This window comes from uncultured Cyclobacterium sp. (genome assembly GCF_963977555.1).
Taxonomy (GTDB): Bacteria; Bacteroidota; Bacteroidia; order Cytophagales; family Cyclobacteriaceae; genus Cyclobacterium.
Genome location: NZ_CAXBPD010000008.1, coordinates 240,238 through 265,583 on the forward strand (window position 1 = coordinate 240,238; position 25,346 = coordinate 265,583).

Annotated in this window: 22 protein-coding genes and 1 pseudogene; 6 read left to right on the forward strand and 17 right to left on the reverse strand. The window is 37.1% G+C overall.

Annotation, left to right across the window (positions count from 1 at the left end; all coding sequences use genetic code 11):
- The first annotated feature begins 2 nt into the window (after positions 1 to 2).
- The 5 genes from AAC073_RS12310 (at position 3) to phnW (ending at position 5,767) form a co-directional block, all read left to right on the forward strand.
- Entirely contained in the window at positions 3 to 1,622 is a 1,620-nt protein-coding gene (locus AAC073_RS12310) for an aminotransferase class V-fold PLP-dependent enzyme (RefSeq protein WP_339924137.1), read from the forward strand.
- Between the two features lie 60 nt (positions 1,623 to 1,682).
- On the forward strand, positions 1,683 to 2,264 hold the full coding sequence (locus AAC073_RS12315) for a RidA family protein (RefSeq protein ID WP_339924138.1): 582 nt from the start codon (positions 1,683 to 1,685) through the stop codon (positions 2,262 to 2,264).
- A 114-nt stretch (positions 2,265 to 2,378) separates the two neighbouring features.
- On the forward strand, positions 2,379 to 3,569 hold the full coding sequence (gene egtB / locus AAC073_RS12320; protein WP_339924139.1) for an ergothioneine biosynthesis protein EgtB: 1,191 nt from the start codon (positions 2,379 to 2,381) through the stop codon (positions 3,567 to 3,569).
- On the forward strand, positions 3,566 to 4,498 hold the full coding sequence (gene egtD, locus AAC073_RS12325; protein WP_339924140.1) for an L-histidine N(alpha)-methyltransferase: 933 nt from the start codon (positions 3,566 to 3,568) through the stop codon (positions 4,496 to 4,498). Before egtB ends, egtD begins: the two co-directional genes overlap by 4 nt.
- A 171-nt stretch (positions 4,499 to 4,669) precedes the next feature.
- On the forward strand, positions 4,670 to 5,767 hold the full coding sequence (gene phnW, locus AAC073_RS12330; protein ID WP_339924141.1) for a 2-aminoethylphosphonate--pyruvate transaminase: 1,098 nt from the start codon (positions 4,670 to 4,672) through the stop codon (positions 5,765 to 5,767).
- Between the two features lie 481 nt (positions 5,768 to 6,248).
- Here the strand turns inward: phnW and AAC073_RS12335 are convergent, their stop codons facing one another.
- The gene (locus AAC073_RS12335; protein WP_339924142.1) at positions 6,249 to 7,706 is read right to left on the reverse strand and encodes a sialate O-acetylesterase; all 1,458 of its coding nucleotides are present in this window, start codon (positions 7,704 to 7,706) and stop codon (positions 6,249 to 6,251) included.
- Between the two features lie 392 nt (positions 7,707 to 8,098).
- On the opposite strand from AAC073_RS12335, the gene AAC073_RS12340 reads away from it, so the two are divergent.
- Complete coding sequence (locus AAC073_RS12340) at positions 8,099 to 8,728, forward strand: hypothetical protein (RefSeq protein WP_339924143.1); 630 nt, start codon at positions 8,099 to 8,101, stop codon at positions 8,726 to 8,728.
- Between the two features lie 155 nt (positions 8,729 to 8,883).
- Here the strand turns inward: AAC073_RS12340 and AAC073_RS12345 are convergent, their stop codons facing one another.
- The 16 genes and pseudogenes from AAC073_RS12345 to galK all read right to left on the reverse strand — a co-directional run bounded on the left by AAC073_RS12345 (position 8,884) and on the right by galK (position 25,322).
- On the reverse strand, positions 8,884 to 9,792 hold the full coding sequence (locus AAC073_RS12345) for a DUF2279 domain-containing protein (RefSeq protein ID WP_339924144.1): 909 nt from the start codon (positions 9,790 to 9,792) through the stop codon (positions 8,884 to 8,886).
- A gap of 422 nt (positions 9,793 to 10,214) precedes the next feature.
- Positions 10,215 to 10,943, reverse strand: a complete 729-nt coding sequence (locus AAC073_RS12350; RefSeq protein WP_339924145.1) for a carbon-nitrogen hydrolase family protein — start codon at positions 10,941 to 10,943, stop codon at positions 10,215 to 10,217.
- Positions 10,944 to 11,634: 691 nt separating this feature from the next.
- On the reverse strand, positions 11,635 to 11,937 hold the full coding sequence (locus tag AAC073_RS12355) for a HigA family addiction module antitoxin (protein WP_339924146.1): 303 nt from the start codon (positions 11,935 to 11,937) through the stop codon (positions 11,635 to 11,637).
- A 13-nt stretch (positions 11,938 to 11,950) separates the two neighbouring features.
- Positions 11,951 to 12,233, reverse strand: a pseudogene (locus AAC073_RS12360) (type II toxin-antitoxin system RelE/ParE family toxin).
- 606 nt (positions 12,234 to 12,839) lie between these two features.
- The gene (locus AAC073_RS12365) at positions 12,840 to 13,841 is read right to left on the reverse strand and encodes a hypothetical protein (RefSeq protein WP_339924147.1); all 1,002 of its coding nucleotides are present in this window, start codon (positions 13,839 to 13,841) and stop codon (positions 12,840 to 12,842) included.
- 682 nt (positions 13,842 to 14,523) lie between these two features.
- Positions 14,524 to 15,468 (reverse strand): HipA domain-containing protein, encoded by a 945-nt coding sequence (locus AAC073_RS12370; protein WP_339924148.1) that lies wholly within the window; start codon positions 15,466 to 15,468, stop codon positions 14,524 to 14,526.
- Entirely contained in the window at positions 15,461 to 15,796 is a 336-nt protein-coding gene (locus AAC073_RS12375; RefSeq protein ID WP_339924149.1) for a HipA N-terminal domain-containing protein, read from the reverse strand. Before AAC073_RS12375 ends, AAC073_RS12370 begins: the two co-directional genes overlap by 8 nt.
- Positions 15,777 to 15,992: a type II toxin-antitoxin system Y4mF family antitoxin gene (locus AAC073_RS12380; protein ID WP_339924150.1), complete on the reverse strand. Its 216-nt coding sequence runs from the start codon at positions 15,990 to 15,992 to the stop codon at positions 15,777 to 15,779. The genes AAC073_RS12375 and AAC073_RS12380 overlap by 20 nt, the downstream gene beginning before the upstream one ends.
- Positions 15,993 to 16,630: 638 nt before the next feature.
- Positions 16,631 to 16,954, reverse strand: coding sequence for a hypothetical protein (locus tag AAC073_RS12385; RefSeq protein WP_339924151.1), 324 nt, complete (start codon positions 16,952 to 16,954; stop codon positions 16,631 to 16,633).
- Between the two features lie 688 nt (positions 16,955 to 17,642).
- Positions 17,643 to 17,813, reverse strand: coding sequence for a hypothetical protein (locus AAC073_RS12390; RefSeq protein ID WP_339924152.1), 171 nt, complete (start codon positions 17,811 to 17,813; stop codon positions 17,643 to 17,645).
- Between the two features lie 40 nt (positions 17,814 to 17,853).
- Positions 17,854 to 18,177, reverse strand: a complete 324-nt coding sequence (locus AAC073_RS12395) for an HNH endonuclease (RefSeq protein WP_339924153.1) — start codon at positions 18,175 to 18,177, stop codon at positions 17,854 to 17,856.
- 5 nt (positions 18,178 to 18,182) lie between these two features.
- Positions 18,183 to 19,064: a restriction endonuclease gene (locus tag AAC073_RS12400; protein WP_339924154.1), complete on the reverse strand. Its 882-nt coding sequence runs from the start codon at positions 19,062 to 19,064 to the stop codon at positions 18,183 to 18,185.
- Positions 19,065 to 19,477: 413 nt separating this feature from the next.
- The gene (locus AAC073_RS12405) at positions 19,478 to 21,790 is read right to left on the reverse strand and encodes a hypothetical protein (RefSeq protein ID WP_339924155.1); all 2,313 of its coding nucleotides are present in this window, start codon (positions 21,788 to 21,790) and stop codon (positions 19,478 to 19,480) included.
- Positions 21,791 to 21,909: 119 nt separating this feature from the next.
- Positions 21,910 to 22,512 (reverse strand): hypothetical protein, encoded by a 603-nt coding sequence (locus AAC073_RS12410; RefSeq protein ID WP_339924156.1) that lies wholly within the window; start codon positions 22,510 to 22,512, stop codon positions 21,910 to 21,912.
- Position 22,513: 1 nt separating this feature from the next.
- Positions 22,514 to 23,479, reverse strand: a complete 966-nt coding sequence (locus AAC073_RS12415) for a hypothetical protein (protein WP_339924157.1) — start codon at positions 23,477 to 23,479, stop codon at positions 22,514 to 22,516.
- A gap of 691 nt (positions 23,480 to 24,170) precedes the next feature.
- Positions 24,171 to 25,322: a galactokinase gene (gene galK / locus AAC073_RS12420; RefSeq protein WP_339924158.1), complete on the reverse strand. Its 1,152-nt coding sequence runs from the start codon at positions 25,320 to 25,322 to the stop codon at positions 24,171 to 24,173.
- Positions 25,323 to 25,346 lie beyond the last annotated feature (24 nt).

The following is a 25,346-nucleotide window of genomic DNA, read 5'->3' on the forward strand; positions in this document are numbered from 1 at the left end:
TTATGGATAGAAGAGAAATGTTAAAAAACCTGGCCATCCTTCCGGTTGGAGGAAGCCTAATGAGTATGTCGCCACTTATGGCTTCGACGGAAAATAATACTGCCAAGGGACCACTAGCCCTTGATGAAGATATTTATAAGTCAATTGGAGTGGTTCCAATTATCAATTGTAGGGGTACATTCACCATTATAGGTGGGTCAATTGAGCGACCAGAGGTACATGCCGCAATGGCTGCAGCCTCAAAAAACTTCGTTCAATACGATGAATTGGCTTTTGCCATTGGCGAAAGGCTTGCTGAAATCACCAAGGCTGAGTTTGGTATAGTCACTGCTGGTTGTGCAGCGGCGATGAAGCATGGTACTGCTGCTTGTGTCACAGGAGGTAATCCTGAAAAATTACTTAGAATACCTGACCTTTCGGGATTGGATAAAACTGAAGTAATCATCCCAAGGCATTCCAGAAATGTTTATGACCATGCTGTTAGAAACATTGGCATAACAGTGGTAGAAGTAGAGAGCATGGAGGAGCTGGAAAAAGCCATTAATCCTAAAACAGCAATGATCTATTTGCTTGCAAACAGAAGCTCTGCTACTGGACAGCCTATGTCAGTAGAGAATATTGCAAAAGTTGCAAAAAAACAAAGCATACCAATTATGGTGGATGCAGCTGCTGAAAACTTAAGTATTCCGGTTGTCCACTTTGATCGTGGAGCAGATATGGTTGCCTATAGTGGTGGAAAAGCCATGTGTGGCCCTCAATGTGCTGGACTTTTGCTAGGTAAGAAAGACCTAATGCTTTCTGCTTGGCAGGCAAGCTCTCCCCATCACGGACCCGGAAGAGACAATAAAGTCGGCAAAGAAGAAATGCTAGGCATGCTAGCAGCGGTGGAAGCCTGGACCACCAGAGACCATGAAAAAGAATGGGATAAATGGATGGAATATCTAAATCTCATCGCTAATAAAGTCACCAAATTAAAAGGAGTTACTCACGAAATCACGATTCCTGAAGGCCTTAACAATAGAGCCCCAGGATTAATAGTTAGTTGGGATCCTAAACAATTCAATATTACAGGTGATGAAGTGGCTGAGTTATTCGGTAGGTCAGAACCAAGAATTGCAATTGGAAGCGGTGGAAAAGATGGAATGACTTCTATCAATGTTACCCCTAGCCAAATGCAGGATGGCGAAGCAAAAGTGGTTGCCAACCGACTTCACGATACCCTTTCCGAAAAGAGACCTACACCTGATACTTCAATGGCTTCACCAGCTGCAAATATTTCAGGTAGATGGAATGTCGAAATGACCTTCTTCAGCAGTGAAAGCACGCATAGCATGCTAATTGAGCAAGATGGAAACTGGCTGAATGGAATTCATAACAGTGATTTTGCAGAGCAGGATTTGTATGGAACAATTGATGGTGATACAGTAAAAATCCGTAGCCATTTCAGGAAACCTGGCGATTCTATCGTCTATATGTTTACTGGCAAAGTAAAAAATGGTGAAATCGCTGGAGATGTTTTCATGGGTGAATACCTTACTGCTAAATTCACCGCTAAGAAATGGCAAAGCAAACAGCGGAAAGAAAAAATCAACGTACCAGGAGGACCTCCTTTGGCAACTTGATCCAAAACTTTCAAAAATAAAGCACCCCTAAAAGGTTAAATTAAAAAAATAAATCATACGATGAGAAAAATTACATTATTACTGTTGATTCCTTTCTTATGTCTAGCAGGATGTGGTGGACCACCATCGTCCAATCCTTCAGATAAAAATGGGAGCGCTACAGAACAAGGCACCGATGGTGTGGATGCCGAACAGAGAATCAAAGATTTGGGCATTGAACTTATTAAGCCTAAACCACCTACTGCCAATTACCTTAAAGCCAAAACCTTGGGCAATGTAGTATACTTGGCAGGTACTGGGCCAGATAGACCTGATGGCTCTCAGGTTACTGGTAAATTAGGCAGTGAAATAAGTCTTGAAGAAGGCATAGCTGCTGCTCGTTTTGCAGGCATTTCACTACTTTCTTCCTTGAAAGCTGAAATAGGTGATCTTAACAGAGTGAAGAACATCGTTCGTGCCAAAGGTATGGTCAATGCAGACCCTTCTTTTACGCAACATTCACAAGTCATCAATGGCTTTTCTGATTTGATGGTAGAAGTATTCGGTGAGAAAGGAAAACATGCCCGAGCAGCCATAGGGATGGGTTCATTGCCTTCTAACATTTCCGTTGAAATAGAGATGATTGTAGAACTTTATGACTAATATATAGTTGGTTAAATAAATTTTAGCCCGATAATTGCTTAAAAAAATAGGGACGGTGAAAACCATCCCTATTTTTATTTGTTAGCATTATAAACCCAACAAAAGATAGTTTTCATGGCAGGGATATTAAAGCAAGAAGTACCCACTCGATCATTACTTTTAGACAGATTCAAAAATTGTCGCCAACAAACAGAAAAAATATGTGCTCCGCTCGAAGTGGAAGATTTTGTTCCTCAGCCTATACCTGAGGTATCACCACCCAAATGGCACTTGGCTCATAGTACTTGGTTTTTTGAACAATTTTTGCTTATCCCTTTCAATAGCGACTATAAGGTATATGATCAAGATTTTGCCTATTTGTTCAATAGCTATTACAACAATGCTGGAGAAAGGGTTTTGCGCCCCAATAGAGGGCTGATGAGTAGACCTCCAGTTTCCCAGGTGATGGCATATCGAGAATATGTTACCAATGCTGTATTGGAATTTGCTGAAAAGGGAGAACTTAGCAGCCAAATAATGGAATTAATCGAATTAGGCATCAACCACGAACAACAACATCAGGAACTCCTGGTTTATGACATTAAATACATTCTTGGAAATCAGCCTACTTTCCCTACTTACGGGGATCATTTTTCAAATAAACCTGAAGACAAGAATAACGAATGGGTCGAAGTTTCAGAGGGAATAAAACAAATTGGTTTTTCCGGTGATGGCTTCTCTTATGACAATGAACTAGGAAAACACCGTGTCTTTCTAGCGCCCTATAGTATTTCTAAAAATCTCGTATCCAATGGGGAATACATTCAATTTATTGAATCCGGAGGATATACTAATTTTAACTTGTGGCATTCTGATGGTTGGGAATTTATTAATGAAAAGGGAATTAAGGCGCCATTGTATTGGCATAAAATTGAAGGTAAATGGCATCAATATACTTTTAACGGACTCAAAGAAGTAAATCCAGATTTACCTGTACAACATCTTAGCTATTATGAGGCTTTTGCTTTTGCCGAATGGAAGGGAATGAGATTGCCCACCGAATTTGAATGGGAAGTAGCAGCAGACCAATTTAGCTGGGGTCAACTTTGGGAATGGACATCAAGCGCCTACCTGCCCTATCCAGGCTTTCAAAAAGCCCCAGGTGCTTTGGGAGAATACAATGGTAAATTCATGGTCAACCAACAAGTGCTCAGAGGCGCCTCTACCGCCACAGCCAAAAACCATAGCAGAAAGACTTACCGTAATTTCTTTGCACCTTCCTCCCAATGGATTTTTTCAGGAATAAGACTTGCCAAATCATTATGATGAATACCATTTTTAAAAGAGATATCCTTGAAGGGCTTAACTCAGCACCCAAACAGCTTTCTTCGAAGTATTTTTACGATGAAAAAGGGTCTGAAATATTTCAGGAAATTATGCAGATGAAAAGCTATTATCTGCCAGGCTGCGAAACAGAAATTTTAACCGAAAAGAGTCAGGAGATAATTTCCCGTCTTCCAAACCCTACCTATGATGTAGTAGAACTTGGGGCTGGAGATGGAACTAAAACGGCCTTATTCCTAGACGCCTTATTAAAGTCAGAGAAGACAATAAATTACTTACCTCTTGATATATCTCCTGAAATCCTTGAGGTCAACAAAGATTTTTTAATTGAGAAGTTTCCAGACTTAAACATATTGCCTATTGCAGGGGATTATTTTGAGACTTTAGAAAAAATAAAACCTCGTAAAAACCCGAAAATTGTACTTTTCTTGGGAAGTAATATTGGCAATTTTGAAGGGGAAAAGGCCGTAGCATTTCTAAAATTCGTTCGTCAATATTTAGTAAAAGGAGATTTATTTATGCTGGGTGCAGATTTGAAAAAGCACCCTCAAACAATATTAAAAGCCTACGATGATCCTGAAGGCATTACAAAAAGGTTTAACCTGAACCTGCTACACCGCATTAACCGAGAATTGGAGGGTAATTTTATTCCTGAAAATTACGATCATTATGCAAGTTACGATCCGTTAAGCGGCACTACCAAAAGTTTCCTCATTAGTAAAATTAAGCAAAATGTTCAAGTGGGAGGCCAAGCCATCGATTTTGAGAAAAACGAACCTGTGCACATGGAAATTTCCCAAAAATACAATATCAGTGATTTGATTCAATTAAGGGAAAACGCAGGGTTTAAAACGGATCATCATTTCACAGATAGCCAAAAGTATTTTAGCATAAGTCTTTTTGAATATTAAAAGACAGTTCATTGATCCCATTGGACTAAATTAAGCTAAAAAAAAGAAAATCCCAGACCAAGAGCATGCTTGTCCGTCTGGGATTTTTTCATTAATAATATCCCTTTTTAACAGAAACCAATTTCAATATCAATTATATTTGATTAAAGAAACCACCGAAATTTACTTAAAATGATACCTGAAAATCCTTATTTACTGCTTACACCAGGCCCCTTGAGCACTAGTAAAACAGTTAGGGAAGCCATGAACCGCGACTGGTGCACTTGGGATGAAGATTACAAAACAATCGTGCAAAATATCCGCAGCTCTTTATTAGACTTAAGTAATGGTGGAGATGCTTACACTACCGTTTTGATGCAGGGAAGTGGCACCTTTTCTGTTGAAGCAGTTTTGTGGACTTGTTTGAAGCCCAATGATAAAATATTGGTGCTTTCTAATGGTGCTTATGGTAAGCGAATGGGTAAGATCGTCTCCTTGATGGGCATAAGTTTGGAAGTGATGGAAATGGAAGAGCACTTACAACCTGACCCGGAAAAAGTCGAGGAATTGCTTAAGCAAAATCCAGACATCAGCCATATCGGGATGGTTCACAGTGAGACCACCACAGGGATGCTAAATGATTATGCACCCATCGCTTTGCTGGCAGAGCAATACCACAAGTGTTTTATTCTGGATGCCATGAGCAGTTTTGGAGGTATACCGCTTGACATCCGAGCTCCTAAAATTGATTTTCTGATCAGTAGTGCCAATAAATGTATCCAAGGCGTACCTGGTTTTGGTTTTGTTATTGTCCGCAAGGATGTTCTTCAAGCATGCAAAGGCAATTCTAAAAGCCATTCTTTAGACCTTTATGACCAATGGGAGGCGATGGAAAATGACCCAGGAAAATGGCGGTTTACCTCTCCTACGCATACCGTGAGGGCATTTCTACAAGCCCTCGAAGAATTAAAAGAAGAGGGCGGAATTTCTACCCGGCACCATAGGTATGTCAGTAACCACCAAACTTTGGTAAGGGGAATGAAAAATTTGGGAATTGAAGCTTTTCTTCCTGAAAAAGACCAGTCCCCCATTATTACGGCCTTTCATGAGCCTTCAAGTCCTGACTTTTCTTTCAATAAATTGTACCATTTGCTCAAAGAAGAAGGCTTTGTAATTTATCCAGGTAAAGTGTCCAAAGCGGCTACTTTTAGAATAGGCCATATCGGCCATGTATTTCCTGAGGACATACAGAGGCTAATCACTGCCATAGAAAAAATTAAATTTTGGTAATTGCCCCCGAAATAGGCGATAAACCTTCCCTTATATGATCAAATCACGAAAACCCCTTTTGCGTAATCCCTTCTAAAGCATATAATTACAGGTATAAATTAACCACTTAATATGATTTAATGGCTTGACCTACTGGTTACCCTTATCTCTTCCTGTCCATTTTTGCCGAGGTCTTAGAATACCATCTAATACTTTAGCGTTTACTTTTAAAAAGTTAATTCTATTAAATTAACATTAAAGATTTCAATTTCATCAGCCAAGAATGGACGTAATATCTCAGCCACGGGTGCTGCCCGAGGTTCAATGAATGTACACTAAATGATTTTGGCGGTATTGTTGCCTTTTTTTGCATCAATACTGACGAAATTTCTATTATCGATATATTTTTCTATACCTCGAATCCTTTCACCCATAAAAAAAACCTCCGGATAATTGCATTTATTATTGCAACTGTCCGGAGGTTTATATTTATTGAGCAAACTTATCTTTTACCATAAGTAATGCCATTCCAATCGTCTGTTCTGAATGGATTGGCAGGAAGCCCTTCTTTATTGTACACATTGACATCATCAGGATTGTCCGCCCAACCGTACCTTACAGCAACTGGGTTTTTGATGTCCCCGGTTTGCAATACGATTTGATCGCCATCTTGCTGTCCGGATACCCAATGGAATTTCTTGTCGGAACCTGCCACTGCAAATCCTTTGACATAACCATATTTGTCATTCACCATTAGGCCAGAACCTACATGATCAAAGCTTATACGGATTTGGTTTCCCTGGATTTCCATGGATTTATAGGTAGGTCCACTGTAAACAACATCCATATCGTAAGCGATTTTCTTGGCTCCTTTTGCAAGACGCTCTCCTACAGTCCATTTGTCTCTAGGGTGAATATCCCCTGCTTCACCTTTATCGATGATAACTGCTTGAGCAGTATTGGGAAGCGACAATGTCATGGTTTGTGCTTCTCTTAACTCTGCCCAATCACTGTCTTCAGGAGCAGCTTTAGGCTGTTTGAAATTCGCCAATTGTACCCATAAGAAAGGGAAGTCTCCCTGACCCCACTGTGCTCTCCAGTCTTCAATCATTAAAGGGAAGATTTCCCTGTACTGGTAAGCCCTTGATGCATTGGATTCACCCTGATACCACAGGGCTCCTTTGATAGCAAATGGAATTATTGGTTCAAGCATCCCATAAAACAAGCTGGTTGGCCAACTGTTTGGACTCTTTTTCTCTAAGTTTGGATCAGAAAAATCCTTAGGCCCTTCAGTTTGGTTTGTGGTTACCCTTTCCTTGAAATCTGCATGTGTCAATAAAGCATCTGCACTCGTCCATGCCTCTGAAAGTGTTCCCCCCCAATTGATGTCCAAAAGTCCTATGGCTACGTCCATATCTGACTCAATTCTTCTGGCAAAATAATAACCAATGGCAGAAAAATTAGCTACGGTTTCGGGAGAACAAATGGACCATTTGGCCTCAGGAACTTCTTCTATCTCCTCAAGGCTTAGGTTTCTTCCCACTTCAAAAAGTCGGATATTGGGATGGTTCGCTGTTTTGATACTGTCTTCACCACCAATGGTCTTTGTCAATGGCCACTCCATATTGGATTGGCCACCGAGCAACCAAACATCGCCCATCATAACGTTTTCCAAAACTTTGGAGTCTTTTTTGGTATTAATGGAAAGAATATAGGGACCTCCTTTTGGGAAAGCGTCCATTTTCAACATCCACTGTCCTTCTTTATCTGCTTTTACACGGTATTTTTTGCCCTGAAAGGTCACATTTACCCATTGTTTCGGGTCTGCTTTACCCCATACAGGTATTTCCTGGCCTCTTTGCAGTACCATATGGTCAGCAAAAACTTTAGGCAATTCTAATTCTGCCTTTACCTGAAACAGAACCAGGAATAAAGCAGCAAATAATACTATTTTTTTCATCGTATTTGAATTTGGTTATTTTGAAAAAGATTTGATAATATACGATTTTTGCCCTAAAATTCATTGATCCAATTGTATAAGAGAAGAAAGGTTTTTTTTAAGGGATAGATAAGGGGGATAAAAAATACCAGGAAGGAAGATAATCAGGTGAAAGGCATTCGATCCTTTCTACCTCCTTAATCGAAACCGAGGTTGCGCTTGGTTTTGCATCCTCATGTTTACGCATCGAACCCTCTTAAAAAATGACATAAGCTAGCTTTATTTTGAATTATTTAAAACTTAGTTTAATTTTAACTAGTATTAAATATTTAAGCCACTGTAATCAAAATAATTGGTGCACTTTAAAGCTGGGATCTATTGGGTACGAGAATCACCCTTTTAAAAATTTGATTATGAACATAATAGCATTGGCAGCAGCCTTTTTTATAGTCACAGGAATAACTGCATTTGCCCAACAAAATGCTGAGGATTATTCAGTAAAGGGAAAAAAAATAGTTGGCCTGGCAACTTCCCTAAATAACACCAGGTATTTACAAGGCAACAATGATCTTTACAAAGAATTGTTTTTTGATTATGGTCTTGGGGAATTTATAAGCACAGGGGTATTCGTTGGTTATCAAAAGAGGCAATATTCCTTTTTATCTGTAGTAGGCTCAGACAGTAAAGTTTTATATTACGACCAAAATTTCATCCCTATAGGAATAAGAGTTACCGTACACTTTACCTCATTTTTGAGCAAACAATTACAACTTAATCTTAAGCCAGAGAAATGGGATGTTTATGTGCGGTATTATGCCAGTGTAACATTAAACTCCGTAACGGATAAGTTTGACAGGTATAGTGGTCATTTGCCTGAAGATCAGATTAACTACACGTTATATCGAACAGATGAAGACCTCAATTATTCTGCAGGATTATTGACCGGTGTTGGTTTTTACCCTACCAAAAATTTCGGGTTCTTTTTTGAAGGAGGTTACGGGCCTATGGGGAATTTCAATGTAGGCATTGTTGGCAGGTATTGATAAGCTGAGCTTGGTTACCCAGCATTAATAAATAGGACTCAGCCACTCCACTGAGAAGGCTTTCTATGATAAAAAAACAGGCTGATTAGTGATTTGAAATTAGGATTGGTTTTGGCTGCTTTGCATCATGGTAGCTTATTTGTTCGGAAAAGCTGTTAGAAGTAAATAGGACTAAATACAATACCATCCACCCTATTAATTTCAATAGCAGGAAATGGAATCTTAATAAGGTTAACCGACCTAAACACCCTTTTCAACCATTTTTTATTGGTAGGAATTTTGGTGAAGTCAATGTCTAATGAGAATAGGTATTGTCGGTACCTTTCTAAATTGGGAAAGGGCTCTCCCTGATAAAACTTAGGATTTTCAAATTCATAAATCATCCCATTTGCACTGTATCCAAATGCAATATTGAGCCATGGAGGGATTTTTTCTAAACCAGTAAGTTGCTGTAGATTGCCAGAGAACCAGTAAGTATGGGCATTGTAATCTAAGAAAAATCGTTCTAAATGCGATTCTCCAAGGTGGGTATGGTAATTTGGATATATGCTGGGAGAATAGGAGAATTTCATAAGAAATACCTGTTCGTCAAAAACCGCTTCCTGGATAATAAATAGAGTAGACCCTAATGTGTTTGCAATCATGTCTGACCAAGAGAAGCCCCAGCCTTCATACATGCCATCAAAAACTTCTATTGGTGTTTGGAAGATTAGGCCTATTGGTCCTCCATAAATAAGTGCTTTTCTTTTGTCTACACCCGCTCTTCTCAATGCGTAGTAAGCTGAATAACTTTCTCTATATGCTCCAAAAGCATGTCCAAACTTATCCATTTGTAAATACCCTTTTGAGTCATCGTAGAAATGAAAGGGAACACGCTCATGATCTTTGTACCAGATATAGTTCAAGAAAGAAAGACCTGCCAAGTAACTGCCAACTTCAATTCCAATCGCAGTGTTTAAACGCTTCTTGTCAATTGAATCTGGGTAAGAATTAATAAAGTCCTGTTGAGCAACCGTTCTTAGGGAAGAAATAATTAATAATACAATTAAGCATACAATTCTCATAAAGAATGGTTAACCTTTCTAAGACTTGGTTTGGAAGCAATTACTTAGACAAGTACGCAATACCGTAGCGTCTATTCATTGCACCCCTATTAAAACTTTAAAATAATAATAATAAGTTAACTATCAGCTCATTATTAATCAAACCTTTTCTAAATCAGGCAATATTGTACCCTAGCCAATGCAACTATAAAGCTAATATCGAAAAGTTAAACCTCACAAGCCGTAAAAAAGTAAACCGAAAACCATTTCCTATAGCAACCATAGTTGCAAACGGTATGAACTGATCTTTGTACATGTTCAAAATAATTTTGAGAACCCTTAATATACCGATTCGTTTGGCCATTAAACACTACAAATAACACATCCCGAAATTAATTGGTATTAATTTTAAAATCGACCAAATAATTACTTTTTTGCCTAATTTATATTTGTTCAATTCCTGTTAATTCACTTACCGTATCATATATTAATAACCCCTGATTTTTGTCATCTAATTCCCCAATTATGTGACCATCCTTGTTCCATATTGCACTTTGTCCCACACTAATAAAGTTGTCGCAGGGACCAATGCAGTTCGACATTAAAATTGGGGTTTTGTATGTAATTGCGGTTTTGGAAAAATACTTGTAGGCCTTTACAATACCGTCTTTAGATTTTGCTACACTTGCAATGTAAATATCAGCTCCAAGGTGGTGGGCATTTTTAAAATGTTCTCCTTGTAAGGTTTCATAGCAAATCCCAAACGCAATCTTTTTTCCTTTAATATTTAGTAAATATTGTTTGTTTCCACATACAAAGTACGGTAGCTCGTCTGGATGTAATATTTGCTTGGAATACACAGCTCCATTATGGTTCGGCTGAAAAATCAACATACTGATGTTTATTCCTTCAGTAGAGTTTGTAGGCATGCCTAAACCAATCGTAATCTTATTTCTATCCGCAAGTTCTAGAAATGGATTGAAAAGGCTGTTATCTACAGCTGTTACAAGCTTTCTGGCAATGGAAGGTTCGTAGTTGGTTATAGACAATTCAGGGAAAATAATCAGGTCAGCATTGTGCTTTATGGCACGTTGAATTAATTCCAAGTGATTTTGGATGTTCAATTGAATGTTTCCTTTTTCAGAACATGTTTGTGCAATACAAATTATCATCCCATGAATAGTTTGGTTGAATTGCTTCTCGCCTCATGGCCATTTCTCCATTCCCTATAAAGATACAACGAAGCAAATGATCAACAACTAGCAGGAAAAGAATAATATCCCTGTTTCCTAATTCCGCACAATAAGTGGGCTCCCATCATAAAATATCAATTCCAGCTCCAAGGCTCATTTTCAACCCTTCCAGGGTTGCAAATTTGATGGTTACTTTCCTATCCCCGGTTGCCACCCGTGGCTATTATTATTGAATTCTTGAATATCAAATAAGCCATATTTCAAGAATTAACTTCTCAATAGGAAAGGGCTTTAGCCCATTTTTAAAGCCGGTAATACAGCACTCGGCTTTAGCCAAAATTTAGGTAAAAATAGTGTTAATAATGAATCGAAATGCCAAAAGGTAGGTAGCTTATAATAGGTAGTCGGACAACATCTTCCATTTTATTAAACCGAGATAGGCAAGTCATAATAGAAGTAGAAAAAACAGCTTAACTACTCGAAAATTGTCTTTGTTACAAGACCGGAGAACGGCATATAATGGCAAGCTTGAACCAAAATCACTGGTAAGACCAGGCCAATAAAACTGATCCTATCCCCATCCCAGGAAGCTATCGAAAGCTCAGTCCGAATCCTGACCGCACAGGACTATTAGGAACCGAAGCCTTAATCGCATCATTTAGCTCAATTATTAGGCAAGATTTTTATTTTCGTATTTAGGAATATCTTCCAATTCCCCTTTTTTTTCATCACTTTTTACTTCAATATCATAATCGTCTTGAAGTCCTAGCCAAAATTTAGCAGAATTCCCAAAATATTTGCTCAAACGAAGGGCTGTGTCCGCTGTAATCCTACGTCTTCCTTTTATTATTTCCGAAATCCTTGTTTGAGGTATTTTTAAATCTTTTGAAAGTTGGTAAGCCGAAATCTCGAGTGGCTCAAGAAATTCAAAATTTAAAACTTCGCCAGGGTGTACATTTGCTAATTTCTCCATCTTTAATGCTTATTTAATGATAGTTAATTATTTCAACTTCTTTAGCGTTTCCATTATCCCATTGAAATATTATCCCCCATTGCTTGTTAATCCTAATACTATAAAATCCGTTTAGTTTTCCAGTCAACTTTTCCAGTCGGTTGGAAGGTGGAATGCGTAAATCCGGTATATCCTGAGAGTTATTAAGCATTCTTAATTTCCTACGCCCTATAGTTTGTATATCTATAGGCATTTTTCTGACACGGATACCGTTCCAAATTTTTTCAGTCTCTTTTAGAGCCAAACGATATTATCATAATACTTTTACGCGTTACTAACGCTAAAGGTTAGTATAAAATTTGTTTTTAGCAAAAATGTCGTAGTAGACTAGAGGCTGGTATACTTCTCTATTAATACGGAAAAGGATTTTATATAAATTAGGCTATCAGGAAACCCTAAAGAAGACAATATGTAGCTTTCTATAATAATGGCTTTCCAGCTCCTAGTCTCCTGTTCAACCCTTCCAGGGTTACAGATTTGATGAGTACTTTCCTGTCCACGGGTGCCACCCGTGGTTATTATTATTGAATTCTTAGTTCGAAACTAAGCCCTATAAAGTATCTACTAAATAGGAATGGGCTTTAGCCCATTTTAAAAAATGGTAATACAGTACTCGGCTTTAGCCAAAATTTAGGTAAAAATAGTGGTAATTTTGAATTTTGCTAAAGATGTGTTGGCCACATACCTTAGGAATAATTCCAGCCTTTAGGTTCTGCTCTCATCGCAAATTCTATAGCATAAACCTAAAAAAGAAGGACATATAAATGTCCTTCTTCACCTTATGAAATTTCGCCTTTCCAAAAATGGAAAAAGCAATATGTTCAACTCTACTAATGCCAGCTGAACATTCGTACTCACCTAAATTAATCAGTAGCCAGGTACAAGGAGCTGGCTCCACCGAGGGCTACATTCCATGAAGGAGATACATTTCCTCCGTTTTCATAATTAGAAAAAGCCAGCACACGGCCTCCGCCATTTCCTATTTCTGCAATATAAACCGTACCGGATTCACTGTCATAAGCCACATCAATGGGGTTACCCATCATGGTGGCAGCACCTGCCACTCTGATCTGTGCAGCCATCCCGATAGTTCCTCCATCTGAGGTATTATTGAACGTGCTGCTGAAATTTTCAATCAAATGAAACCCTCCATCGTCTTCGGTATTCTCTGCGTCACCGATATCTGTCATCACCATCATGTCCTTCATCCTATCATAGGCCAACCCATGCGTACGTTCAATTCCTTCAATGGTAACCTTTTTTGAAGCTTGCAGCATTCCATCGCTAGTATTTGATGAAAAATTATTGAACACTGCCAGATCAGCAGTTTTATCCACCACAGCAAATAGGTCATCACCTATAAATTCAATTCCCCAGACTGCGAAATCGATATCAAAAGTATTCTTTAACGTCAGGCTGTTACCTGATTTCGTATAAACGAAAAACTGATTTTGTTGGTTGTCAGCAATTACCATAGTATTTCCGTTTACAGCCATAGCACGTGGATTCATTAAGTCCGCAGCACCAGAACCTCCCAAGTCTAATGAAAGTGAGGGGTTCATCAAAACATTGGATACACCACCATAAACATTTACTTGAAGGGCGCTTCTGGAAGCAACAATAAGGTCATCACTTGCCTCATCGTAGTGAATGCCCTCATTTCCCGTGGAAAGCGTGGTAAACCTATTCATTTCCACCCCTCCATCTTCTTTAAACGCGTAGGTATTAATATCGCCAGTGGCGTTGCTGGTAACAAACAAGGTAGCGCCATGCTTATCCATATCCATCATATCATCATCATCACATGAAGTAAAAGCGAGCAATGTAAAGCCAAGAAAGACTTTAAAAAGGTTAGATTTTTTCATTTTAAAATTTAGTTTGGTTAAATAATAGTGCTTAGTTATCACATTTGTTCACCTACTTACGAAAAAGAGAATAAGATTGGATTCACCTATTTTTATTTTTTTTGGATCTAAGATTAAAATCCAAATTCAAGCGATCAATAGGATTGAATTGAAACTTATCAAAGGGAAAGGAGCAATAAACCTTTTTTCAAAGAGGGCAATATGCTCCGTTGCATAAGAAAAAACCCTATACCAAAGACTATAATCTAGTCTCTAAACTCAGCTCCTTAGCCTGTGGAAAAGAGCCCTAGGGTAAGGAATAGGTGCATTTATTTTCGTAAAAAAAATTTAGGCTACAAGGCTTCTGTTCAACCCTTCTCAGGGTTGCAAGTTTAATAGATCGTTTCTAATCCACGGGTGCCAGCCGTAGTTATTATTATTAAAGCCCCTCAGGCTTCTTCGATTTGAAACTAAGCCATGTTCATAAAAATATCTTCTCAATAGGAATGGGCTTTAGCCAAAACTACGGAAACAAAAAGATTGAATTGAGATAGTACAAAGGAGAAGCATTTCAAGGCATTAGGGCCTTCAACAATAGTAACAGTCCTCCTAATGGCCTAAATTCCACCTATAATGCTTAATCCCGAATATGCAAAAGGCCTTTATTACGTGGTTCACTTTCGCTCATGTCTTCATGGTTGGCTTATGATAAAAAAAGTTTCGTTCGTTCAACAATTAATTCCTTATAGTCTATTTGCCTGTTTACATCAAGGAATGAACGCTCTATTAATTTATTGGCTTCAGGAAGCCATTTTTGTGCCCTTTTATACACTACATTTATTTGTTTGTTATTTAAATTTAAAACAGCTCCAAGGCGGTCGAAATATCCTCTATTGAAATTTTTCTTTTTACCACCCAGCAATAGGGCTGTATCCTCCTTGTCTTTTGGCAATATCATTTTGACACTTAAAAAGTCATAAAAAGGGGCTAGGACCCAACCCATTTCTGACAAAAACATAGAATAGTTTTTCAAGTGCATATCATTATTCCCTATAATAAAGTTGAATACCGTTGATTCAAAAAATCGCAACTTGTCTAACAAAGTGTTTGCTGATAATTCACCTATGGTTTTTCCAAGCATTTCCATGGTACCCTTGTATTTATCAGTCAGCTCAAGAATTTGGAGAAAATCTATCATGTGGTTCTTGGACCCATCCTTGTTACGATCAATCCGTTTGGTAATAAAACAAAGTTCACCTGATTGTAAACGAATCATATTTATGGGCACAATGTTTATTTTAAACAAATCTGCTAGTTTCATGGAAAGGTGCTCGTTTTCTGGCATAAGCGGGTAATCAGCATTTTGGGGTTTCAAAATATAGTTCCCTTCTAAAGCATTCATTATGGTCAATCGGCCTTGATGGCCATTTTCCACAGCTGTTTTGATCCACCCTAAAGACAATTTTGGTTGAACGCCCGGGACGGTAATAGATTGCTCTACGGCCTCTTTCGCCAGTTTCTCCATCTCTGATAAGCCATAGGGCATTAGCGGAGCATGTTTTGTCCCATAAAAGGCCATTATACACTTCGGGTGGTAGTCCTCCTGATTTTCATCCAAGGGCTTATAGCAGTACAGGCACTTAGACATCAACTTTAGGAATTACAGGGTGAACACTTACAGCACCAATAGCATTTTGGCAACAGGCCAGCAATAAGCCCATGCGATCATTCTTATTAATTTTCCAGCTTTCTACCGCAATATTCAGTAGCCAACCTTCAGGTATTAGCCCATCAAAAAAGGGAAACAGTCTATTACTCCTATATGGTCTAGTGGAAACGTGCATTTGAAAGGTGACGAATTGGTCCGGATAGGTTTGGGCATACACTTCGTCATATACAAAGAGATATTCCCCATTATCCTCTTCAGTAAGAACACCGGCTTGGATGTTATTGCATTTAACTATTCCTTGTCTCATCTTTTTCATTAATTGGACCTAAAACATGACCAAACATCTGAAGTACTTGGCTTACTTTTGACATACTGAGGTTATCTTTGCCTTGTTCGATTTTTCGTATTACCGTAAGAGCAACTCCGGCTTTTTCAGCAAAGTCTTCCTGAGTCAGCCCCAATTGCTTCCTTTTGGTTTTTACAAAGTCTGATAGTCTACTCATAGTATATGTATTTACATACAAAAATAACGAAATATAATAAACTATATGCACTTCCATATAAAAAGGGCTCTAGAAATAAATTTATGTAATTAGAAATAAAATTAAATGATATTACTTTTTCCTCTTTTAATGCATCGATAGACCTATCCGCCGGATAATAAATTCTTATGATCTCAGTCAGCGCGTGCTATAAAAAGGTGATAAAAAGTAAACTAGCAGACAATCCATTTTTGGAACAAAAAGTGTTCATCCATTATAAAACGCTTTCCAGCTCAAAGGCTCCTGTTCAACCCTTCCAGGGTTGCAGATTTGATAAATGCTTCCTACCCACAAATGCCACCCGTGGTTATTGTAATTGAAGCCCCTCGGGCTTCTTCGATTTAAAAAATAAGCCCTTTTATTAAAATAACTACTCCATAGGAATGGGCTTTAACCCATTTTCAAAGATGCAATACAGCATCCGGCTTTATCCAAAATTTAAGTCATAAAAGGGTAATTATGGAATTAAGTTTTGCCAAAGGAAAAATGGCAGCAAACCAATTTTAACTAAGGCCTCAATATTCTCCATTTGATTAAACACGATATGAACAATCAATTGTGTACCTAATTCGCTCAAAAAGAAACTTTGAGTAAAAAAGCTATTTCATTTCTATTCCTTCTTTTGAAAACAACTCACGGTACCATTTATCCAATTTTTTATTTCTAAAAACAAACAGATAAAATTCGTCATTTTCAAAATGGTCCCTATAAGATAAAACCTCAATTTCAATGGGGCCTTCCAATCGCTTTTCTGCAATTGTATAGTCATCCCCTAAAATCTGAGTTACCTCCTCTTTCGACATACCAAGTTCAAGCGCATTCATTTTAGTACTTGTCATATGTGCCACCTGCAAAGAGCAGGAATGAAGCAATACCATTAGAAAACCTAAAAGAATAGCATTATTAAAATTTTTTATATACATAATTATTGTAGCGTCTTGTTAATTTAATTGGGTTGATTCTTCCAAAATCTGGGCCTAAATTCTGATTATTTTCTTACACTTGTCCAGTAGAATAACGCCTAATAATCAACTTTATTAATACCTATAAAGATAATAATAAGATGGAAACCATCATCCTCTGACGGATAGGTAATATTGCCCTTGTTCTAAATCAAGACAAAAAGTGTCTTTCCAGGTTATAAAGGTACTTGTTCAACCCTTCCAGAGTTGCAGATTTGATAAATGCTTTCCTAACCACGGGTGCCACCCGTGGTTATTATTGTTGAAGCCCCTCAGGCTTCTTGAATATCAAATAAGCCATATTATAAAATTAACAAAATTGAACAATTTGAGGTTGGTTTTATCGATTTGATTCCCATCTTACAATGGCGAATTTGATTGATTTGATGCTATAAATTTAAAGGTTTGGGCAGCGTGAGTCTAGTGAATTACAACGTAGAGTAGAGCATGATAGCCTTCAATATTTGCTTTTCATAGGATTCTCCCCAGCAAATGTAAATCCATTTATATCCACAACACCCCTATCACTCCAGTAATTTACTACAAATCAAATGACTGTTAATCTTTGTAATATGGCAGGGTTCTCCCGAAAAATCTGGATCAAAACTGCGCCCAAATTACGGGTACACATACCGAAGCTACAACGAGTTCACACTTGCACATTGCGACTTAGGTATTTGAAAACCAACAGAGCTTCAGCGAACTCTTCACGAAATTGACTGTCCCAGGTTGAATAGTCAATTGCCCTGGTAGGTTTTACACCTACTGGATAAATGCCACCTCGTGGCGCATCAACGATTAGTGTATAGTGACGTAACATCTCAAAGGGTTCTATGCACTATTCATCTTGTTTTGCATAGTTATTTCAGTTTTGGAATATTCTTTAAAACATCTTTTACTACTTGAGCTACCGAATCTTCCGTAATTTCATTTCTATTACAATAGTCACTGTTGAACCAGTCCTCTAAAAGCTTAGCTCCTTTACTTGAGTTACATGACATACAACAAAGCGAAATATTACTCTTATCATTTATTCTAATGTCATTTACAATATGTTCCCACGATGGCTTATGTTTTCTTGATTGGGGATTATCTCGAAATTCTTGACCACAATAAACGCAACTCTTGTCTCTTTGCTTTACAAAATCCTCAACTTCTTTTGGTATGCCCCATCGATTACTCATATTTTTTAGTCTCCATCGAAAAAGTCTATGTCTATTTCTTTGACTTCATATGGTGTTTTAACCTGAACTCCTACATTAAATTCATGCATTAAATCTACTAACTTTTGTCCGTCAATAAGAATTATTGTGTGGTGTGCATCATTTGCTTTTTTTACAGCTCCTTTGTCAAAATTGGAAGTAGTAACGAAAACGCCTTTCTGAGTATCTCCACTCATTGCACCTATAAAATTCCTTATATCCTTTTCGCGTACCTTGTTTTCTCCGTATCGTTTAGCTTGAATGTAAATTTTATCCAGCCCAAGTTTATCTTCATTGATAATTCCATCAATACCACCGTCACCCGTTTTGGAGGTTTCTACGAAATCACCGTACCCCATTCTCTTCAGCAAGATCAGTATTACTTTTTCAAAATAGAAGGGATCCATTTCTTTTAATTTCTCTAACAGCTCATCCTTAAGTTGAATTTCAATCGCTTTAAAACCTTCATCAATTAAATCTTGTGGTGAAGCATTCTGAACTCTGGAAGGAGTAGTTTCCTTTTTTTGATCTTCTTCGTTATAGAATTCTAAAAAATTTTCTGAGCTTTCAACTTCATTTAATGTTAAATTAGAAGCACTGTGTTTTTTACCTTTTTCAGTAATTCTCACATAACCTCTTTTGGGGAACTCTATAAATCTACCCTTTTTTAAATACGATTTACCCCAAGCTATTCTATTGTTTATCAGTATGTCACCACTTTTTGTTGTCTGCTCTAATTGTTCTTTAGATAACCCTGTGTAAAATTTATCAATTACTTTTCTATACATCTCTCTTGATTGAAGAGTCTCTCCGTTCTCAAGCACTTTCAGTATTGGTATAAATGTTTCATGAAACTTAGGTATTTCCATTCGCTAGGGTGTTTCTAATTATGCTGTTGAGTAGAGCCTAATAGCCTACCCTATTTAATTACCTATAAAGATAATAATAAGCAGTAAACTTTCAACGCCCCTTTCATCAAACCGTATGTGAACTTTTCGCTCGTACGACTTACCGAAAATCTTTTTTATTTCCTTTTCATAGGATTCTGCCCAGCATATGTAAATCCATCTATAACCACAACACCCCTATCACTCCGGTAGTTTACTACAAATCAAATGACTGTTGATAATGCATCGGGACATAAATGCCCAAACATAAGGGATACCGATAAAACTCGGTACAGGTTTTCACCGGCTGGTATAATTTGTTACCTTCGATACCAGATGCCCATGCTGGGCACACACACTGCATACAGACTAGGCTGTTCCAGCCGTCAGAATGCTTAGTTATTGGGGGCTTTTTCCTTCTTTATTTCTTCAACTAGTTTATCGAATGTTGTAAAAAGATTAGAGTCAATTTTTTGTTTCTGATAGTATGATTCTATAGCAGACATAATAGACTCAATTACAGTTGTCATTAACTCTTTCTTTGTAAATATTTCTTTAAAGTACCCGAAGTACTTTTCATCTTCTTTCTCTTGAAAGTGATTAGATAAAGAATAGAAAACTTCATCAATTACAGCTTCACCTTCAAACTCTTCTGGCGGAGTGCTAACCTTTCTATTGATTCTATTAATTTCCTCTTCTCTGATTTGTGCTAAGCGATTAGTGTATTCTAAGCTAACTTCATTATTTGGGTCCAGAATAAACTTTATGGTATCTACTAAAGCATGCGTATTCAGAATCAGTTCATCAGAAATTAGAGCTAATAAATTCTCGGTAACACTTTCAGAATCTATTTTGAACTTTAAAACAGCATACGAATCAATCATTTTTCCCGGTGGGAGCATGAGCCACTTTTGACAATCTGGATAAGATTTGAAATACTGTTTTTGAACATCAAAAAATGATCGATCCCAAGTCAAAAACATAGGTTGTACTGGATGCACATCTACATCGTTGTCCGCGAGAAATTTGACCATGATACTATCATTATTTCTGGTAAATGGCGATTTAAATTTGTTATTGGCAACTAGGATGTTTTCAAATATTCTGTTAGTATCTTCTATGTCGTAGTCATATTCAAATTCATACTTTTGAATATTCATTTTAGCCAAATGAGAGCTAATTTTTGAGTTAATGGAATCTTGTGAACTAGATTCTTCAAAGCCATATTCACTTAAAAACTGATTAAAGGTCGTTTGCTCATAAATCAAATCATTGCTTAGGAGAAAGAGATAAAAGTTATAAAAAACATTCTTTGAAGAACCTAATTTCCTAAAATTATCAAGTTGCGAAAAGGGGATCAAGTAAAACGCCTCCTTAACATGGTTTTGTACCTCCCAAATATAACGTTCAGATATATGAAGATTTAGATTTTCTTGGGAAGAAAACTCAATCAATCCCTTAGTTGTACTGTAGAAGTAATTGTTATAATTACTCTTTGGCTTGTAAAAATGACACAAGGCATATAAGGCCACTGGAGTATCAACAAAAATGCGTTTTTGGGTATTTAAATATCTTTCCAATCTTGAATTGTTGATATTTGAGCAATAGACTTTACTAGCAGCAATTTTCTGAATAAACTTACTATTCATACAATAACGCAATAATTTCAATGAAAGCCTTTTTGCTTTTTCTTTATCTTCAAGTTTAGATTGAGTAAAATGGATAAATTCTCTGGCAACACTGAATATCGCCTCATTTTCACCAGTATTCAAAAGATCTTTTAAGTCAGAACTAAAATTTTGAGTGTACAATTCCTTTAATTGCAAGACGTAATCATCAACATGTTCACTTTGCTTAAAGCCTTCTAATATTTGATGCAATTCACTAAAAAATACTTTTTCATCTAATTCGTATTGCTCAACTTTCCGGTTAATTAGGCTCTTTTCTTCTTCTGTAAGTGAAAAACAATCAGTAGATTCTTTTTTTATTTTTTTTGATGATTGAAGTCTTGAAAGGAGTTTTGTATAGAACACATCATTTTCACCAACTTTAAATTTTGATTCACAATAATCTTTAATTTCTTGAGTACTTAATGAGTTCTTATCAAAAATAGATTTTAATATAAACCCCTCAATTATCTGTATTCTAAACTCAGAAGGCTTTCCAAATGATAATAAATCAAAAACAAAATTTTCATTTTCATTATTAAAAACTGATTCTTTAACAGCAAATTCATCGAGTTTATTTTTCTTATAAAGCACTCTTTGAATAGCAATAATATTTTCAGCTTCTTCTGCAATTCTATTCGCATCAATCAATTCTAAATTGATACCATAATCTTTAAAAGCAAGCTTTTCATATCCTCTAATCACCTTATTAGTTAATTCGTAAGAGTAAAAGAAAAACAGTTTGTTACCAAATCCATAATCTTGATAATTCGCTTTTGCCTTTTCTAAATCTTCTTTTAATTTTTTATCAAAAGACCTTTTCTCAGCTTGAGTTTTTGATTTTTGAGTTGTAAGTTGAAATTGAAGTTTCTCCTTCTGGAAGTCAAAAACTTTTATATCAATTCCTGTATCGTCTTTGCCATCAGTATTAACTACCCGTTCAAATCCATACTCTTCTTTCAAGTATGTTTTCACTACTTCATCAAATTCTGGTTTCTCCAAGCATTCAATAAGTTGTATTAGATTTTTTGTTCTAGACATGAGTTTATGTTTAATTGTGCCTAACGCTCAAATCAAATGAGTATGTGCCCCAGTTGCTTGAAACACTTAAGTTTCTTTTTCGAAATATCCATTCAAATGGCTCTGTTCGTATATTCATTTTAGTGTTTATTAGCATCTTTTTGTCCATTAATCTTCTCAATTTCGACCTTGAATAGCTTAAATATCCTTTTAATAATCATTAACAAAGTGAGTATTAAGTGTGCAAATACAAAGTTGAAAATGAAATAAATCACAAATGTGATCACCTTATTGTATTCGAGTTTCGATATATCAATCTGAATTCCATAGACTGTTTTTTCAAATGAAAAGACCAATTCCGTGGGTAAAAACTGAATGTTCGCAAAGAACAGAATTCCAAGTGCAAAAAGTGAAATTACAATGGTATAAGTGATATTGTAAAAAGTCTGTTCCAAAAGCTCAGCTCTGTTTTTACTGTCTTTTATGTTGAGCTTATTCTCTGCGAAAGAAATAATAAGTACTAATAAATTCAAAAAAAGTCCAACGAAAACGGATAGGCAGATTGCGAAGATGTTGACAAGGTTGTCGTTCGGAATTCTAACTACTGTGCTTAGGACAAAGGCGATAATCAGCGGATAGATAATGAAATGTCTTCTGTCACGTCTAAGCATTTTACCTTCAGCATTTTCAAGGGTTGACTTATGCTTTTGCAAAATTTCGATGACATTAATCTTTGAAGACATATTAATAGAGGTCTAGGCTAAAATCATTTAATAGTTGGATACATGCGCCCTCAATAGAACGAAAGTCAGAATGACCAGTTGATGTAATTTCAACCTTAATATCATAATACGGTCTGAATTTCAAAGTATCTGATAAGTTAATTGTTCTGGAGGAATTCTTGTATGTCGAATTCACATGAATGGAGGCTTCATCATCAAATCCGATTTTTCTAAAATCTTGAGATGTAAAAAACCCATCTGGATTGTTTTCAAAAATTTCTTGAATTCTTTTTCTGGCATTACCACCAATTCGTCTTTTCCCTTTTGAACGAATACTAAGCTCCAAAACAAAATCGTCTGTTTCAAATGTTTCAAGGCCATACTTTTCAGCTATGTCCCCAGGTAGAGAGTTTCTCACCAAGCGAATTTTATTGTACACCCCATCATTTATGAACTTTTTCACAAACTCTTGGTCGATGAAATTCGAGAAGTGAAAAGTATGTTCAGGAAAATTAAGATTTATGTATTTAGACAGAATGAGAGTAAATACTTGCTTTATTCCAAATTGACCTTCTCTTTCCAGAAAAATTAGGCCTTCATTCTTTTTAGATGAAATACAGATTAAAAAAAAGAAAGGCTTTTGAAGGGCATGATTTTTCATCATTCTGAAAACAGGTGTTTCATCTTTTTTCCTATTAATATCAACTACGTTTTCTTCCTTGCCATACTTCCCTGTTTCAATTATACCGGAGATTGACCTAATTGAATCCTTCTTGTGAAAAATGCTCGCTCCTTCAAGGTCTTTTCCTAATTGGACTACCCTTTTGTTACGTTCGTCAGGTGGTAAGTCATCAATGAACGGGATTAAGTTAGTAAAAAGATTTTCCAAAAGATCAACCCCTTCAATATCATAAAGTGGGAGCTTTTCCTGTTTGTTGTGCTTCGAGGTAATATAAAATCTTAGTACTTCTAGTTTTCTTTCTTCCATATTTCGGTTCAGTGAATTGATGCTAAAGTACACTTTATTCGCCTTCCAACTACCACTAAAACTAAGGAATAAATACTAAATAAAAAACCCTTTGAACCCTTAAACAGGGGTTTTTAGAAAATTGATAGATTTATTACGCATTTTTCTCTAAGCGTTTGTTAAATCAGGATTATGTAATTGAATCAGACTTTAATTAAAAAACCCTATATACCCCATCATTTTACCAAAATGCTTTACTCTAAACCTTCTCTCTTGTCAGTTTTTGGTCAAATGCTTTGGTTTAAACTTAAACAATACTGCCAAAAAGGCGAAATTTTCCGGTTAAAAGGTTCGATTACCCACTTCTGAACTGGGATTTTGAAGTTAATAACTGCAATGGGTAGGTTCGGAGGTACCCCCTTGCACTTCTAGACACCGAAAATTTGACCTGCACGTTGAAATTTTCGGATATTTTGTCAGTTTTTCAGTATTTATATCGAATCACCGTCGGGTTTAGCTTGAATTACCAGGTTTTTTATGACAAAATCCGAGTTCGGAGGTCGAAAATTCGAGTTAAAAGGTTCAAGCTTGTCAGTTTTAGGTACCCCACCCCTGTTATTATGTGCGTAATTGGAGTTTTGAACCCCAATGGATATGTTCAAAGGTACCCTATCCCAGTTCCGAAGTACCCTTAAGGCTTAGGAAATACATGCTAAATTATAAGCCCCGTACCATCAGCCACATTCACCTCATAGGTTTCCATTTGCCTGTTAAACTTGGTGGCATAGGATGCTGAAATAGCAGCTATAAATTCCTTTTTATGGGTTTTCTTGATCAGGTTTAGGGTGCATCCACCGAATCCACCACCCATCATTCTGGCCCCTAAAACATGGGGCAATTCCCTGGTATAGTCCACTAAAAAATCAAGCTCTGGGCAACTCACTTCATAATCAAGAGAAAGGCCATCATGAGAGCCGTAGATGAATTGTCCTACCGCCTCTAGGTCCTGCTTGTCCAGGGCCTCGCAGGTATTTATTAGCCGTTCATTCTCCTGAATCACATAGGCACAACGCTTGTAAATGACCGAAGAAATTCCTCCTTTGGCCTTGTCCAGCATTTCCAGGTTGATATCCCTAAGGCTATTCACCTCCGGAAATTGCTTCTTGACCTGGTTTACGCCTTCCTGGCATTCCTCCCTCCTTTGGTTATAGGCAGATTCAGCTAAAGAATGCGCTACTTTGGTATTGCAGAGGATGAGTTGGTAATTTCCCAATTCCAAAGGGAAATAAGTATGTGCCAAAGATCGACAGTCCAAACGAATGACTTGGTCCTGCTTGCCCATCATGGAAGCAAACATGTCCATGATCCCACATTTTACCCCTACAAATTCATGTTCCGCCTGTTGGGAAAATTTCAGCAGCTCAAGCCTTTCCAGTTTTAAATCAAGCAACTGATTCAGGCCAAAGCCTACTCCATTTTCCAAGGCGGCAGAAGAAGAAAGTCCTGCCCCTATGGGTATGTCTCCGCCAAATACACAATCAAAGCCTTCCAGCTTTTTGCCGGACTTCTGAATGGCATTGGCCACTCCCATCACAAAATTCACCCAGCCTTTCGCCGGTTTTAAATTATCAAGCGAAAAGGTTTGTTCTTCTTTAAAATCAAGTGAATAAACCCTACAAGACCCCGTATTATTCTTAGCAAAGCCCAGGTAAATGGATTTGTCAATTGCTGCAGGCAACACAAAACCCTCATTATAATCGGTATGTTCACCTATTAGGTTGATCCTTCCAGGAGAGCGAACAATCAAGGGTTTCTGCTGGTATTTTTCCTCAAAGGTTTTTGCAATGAGTGCTAGAATGGTCATGGAAAATGTATGGTAATATTAAAA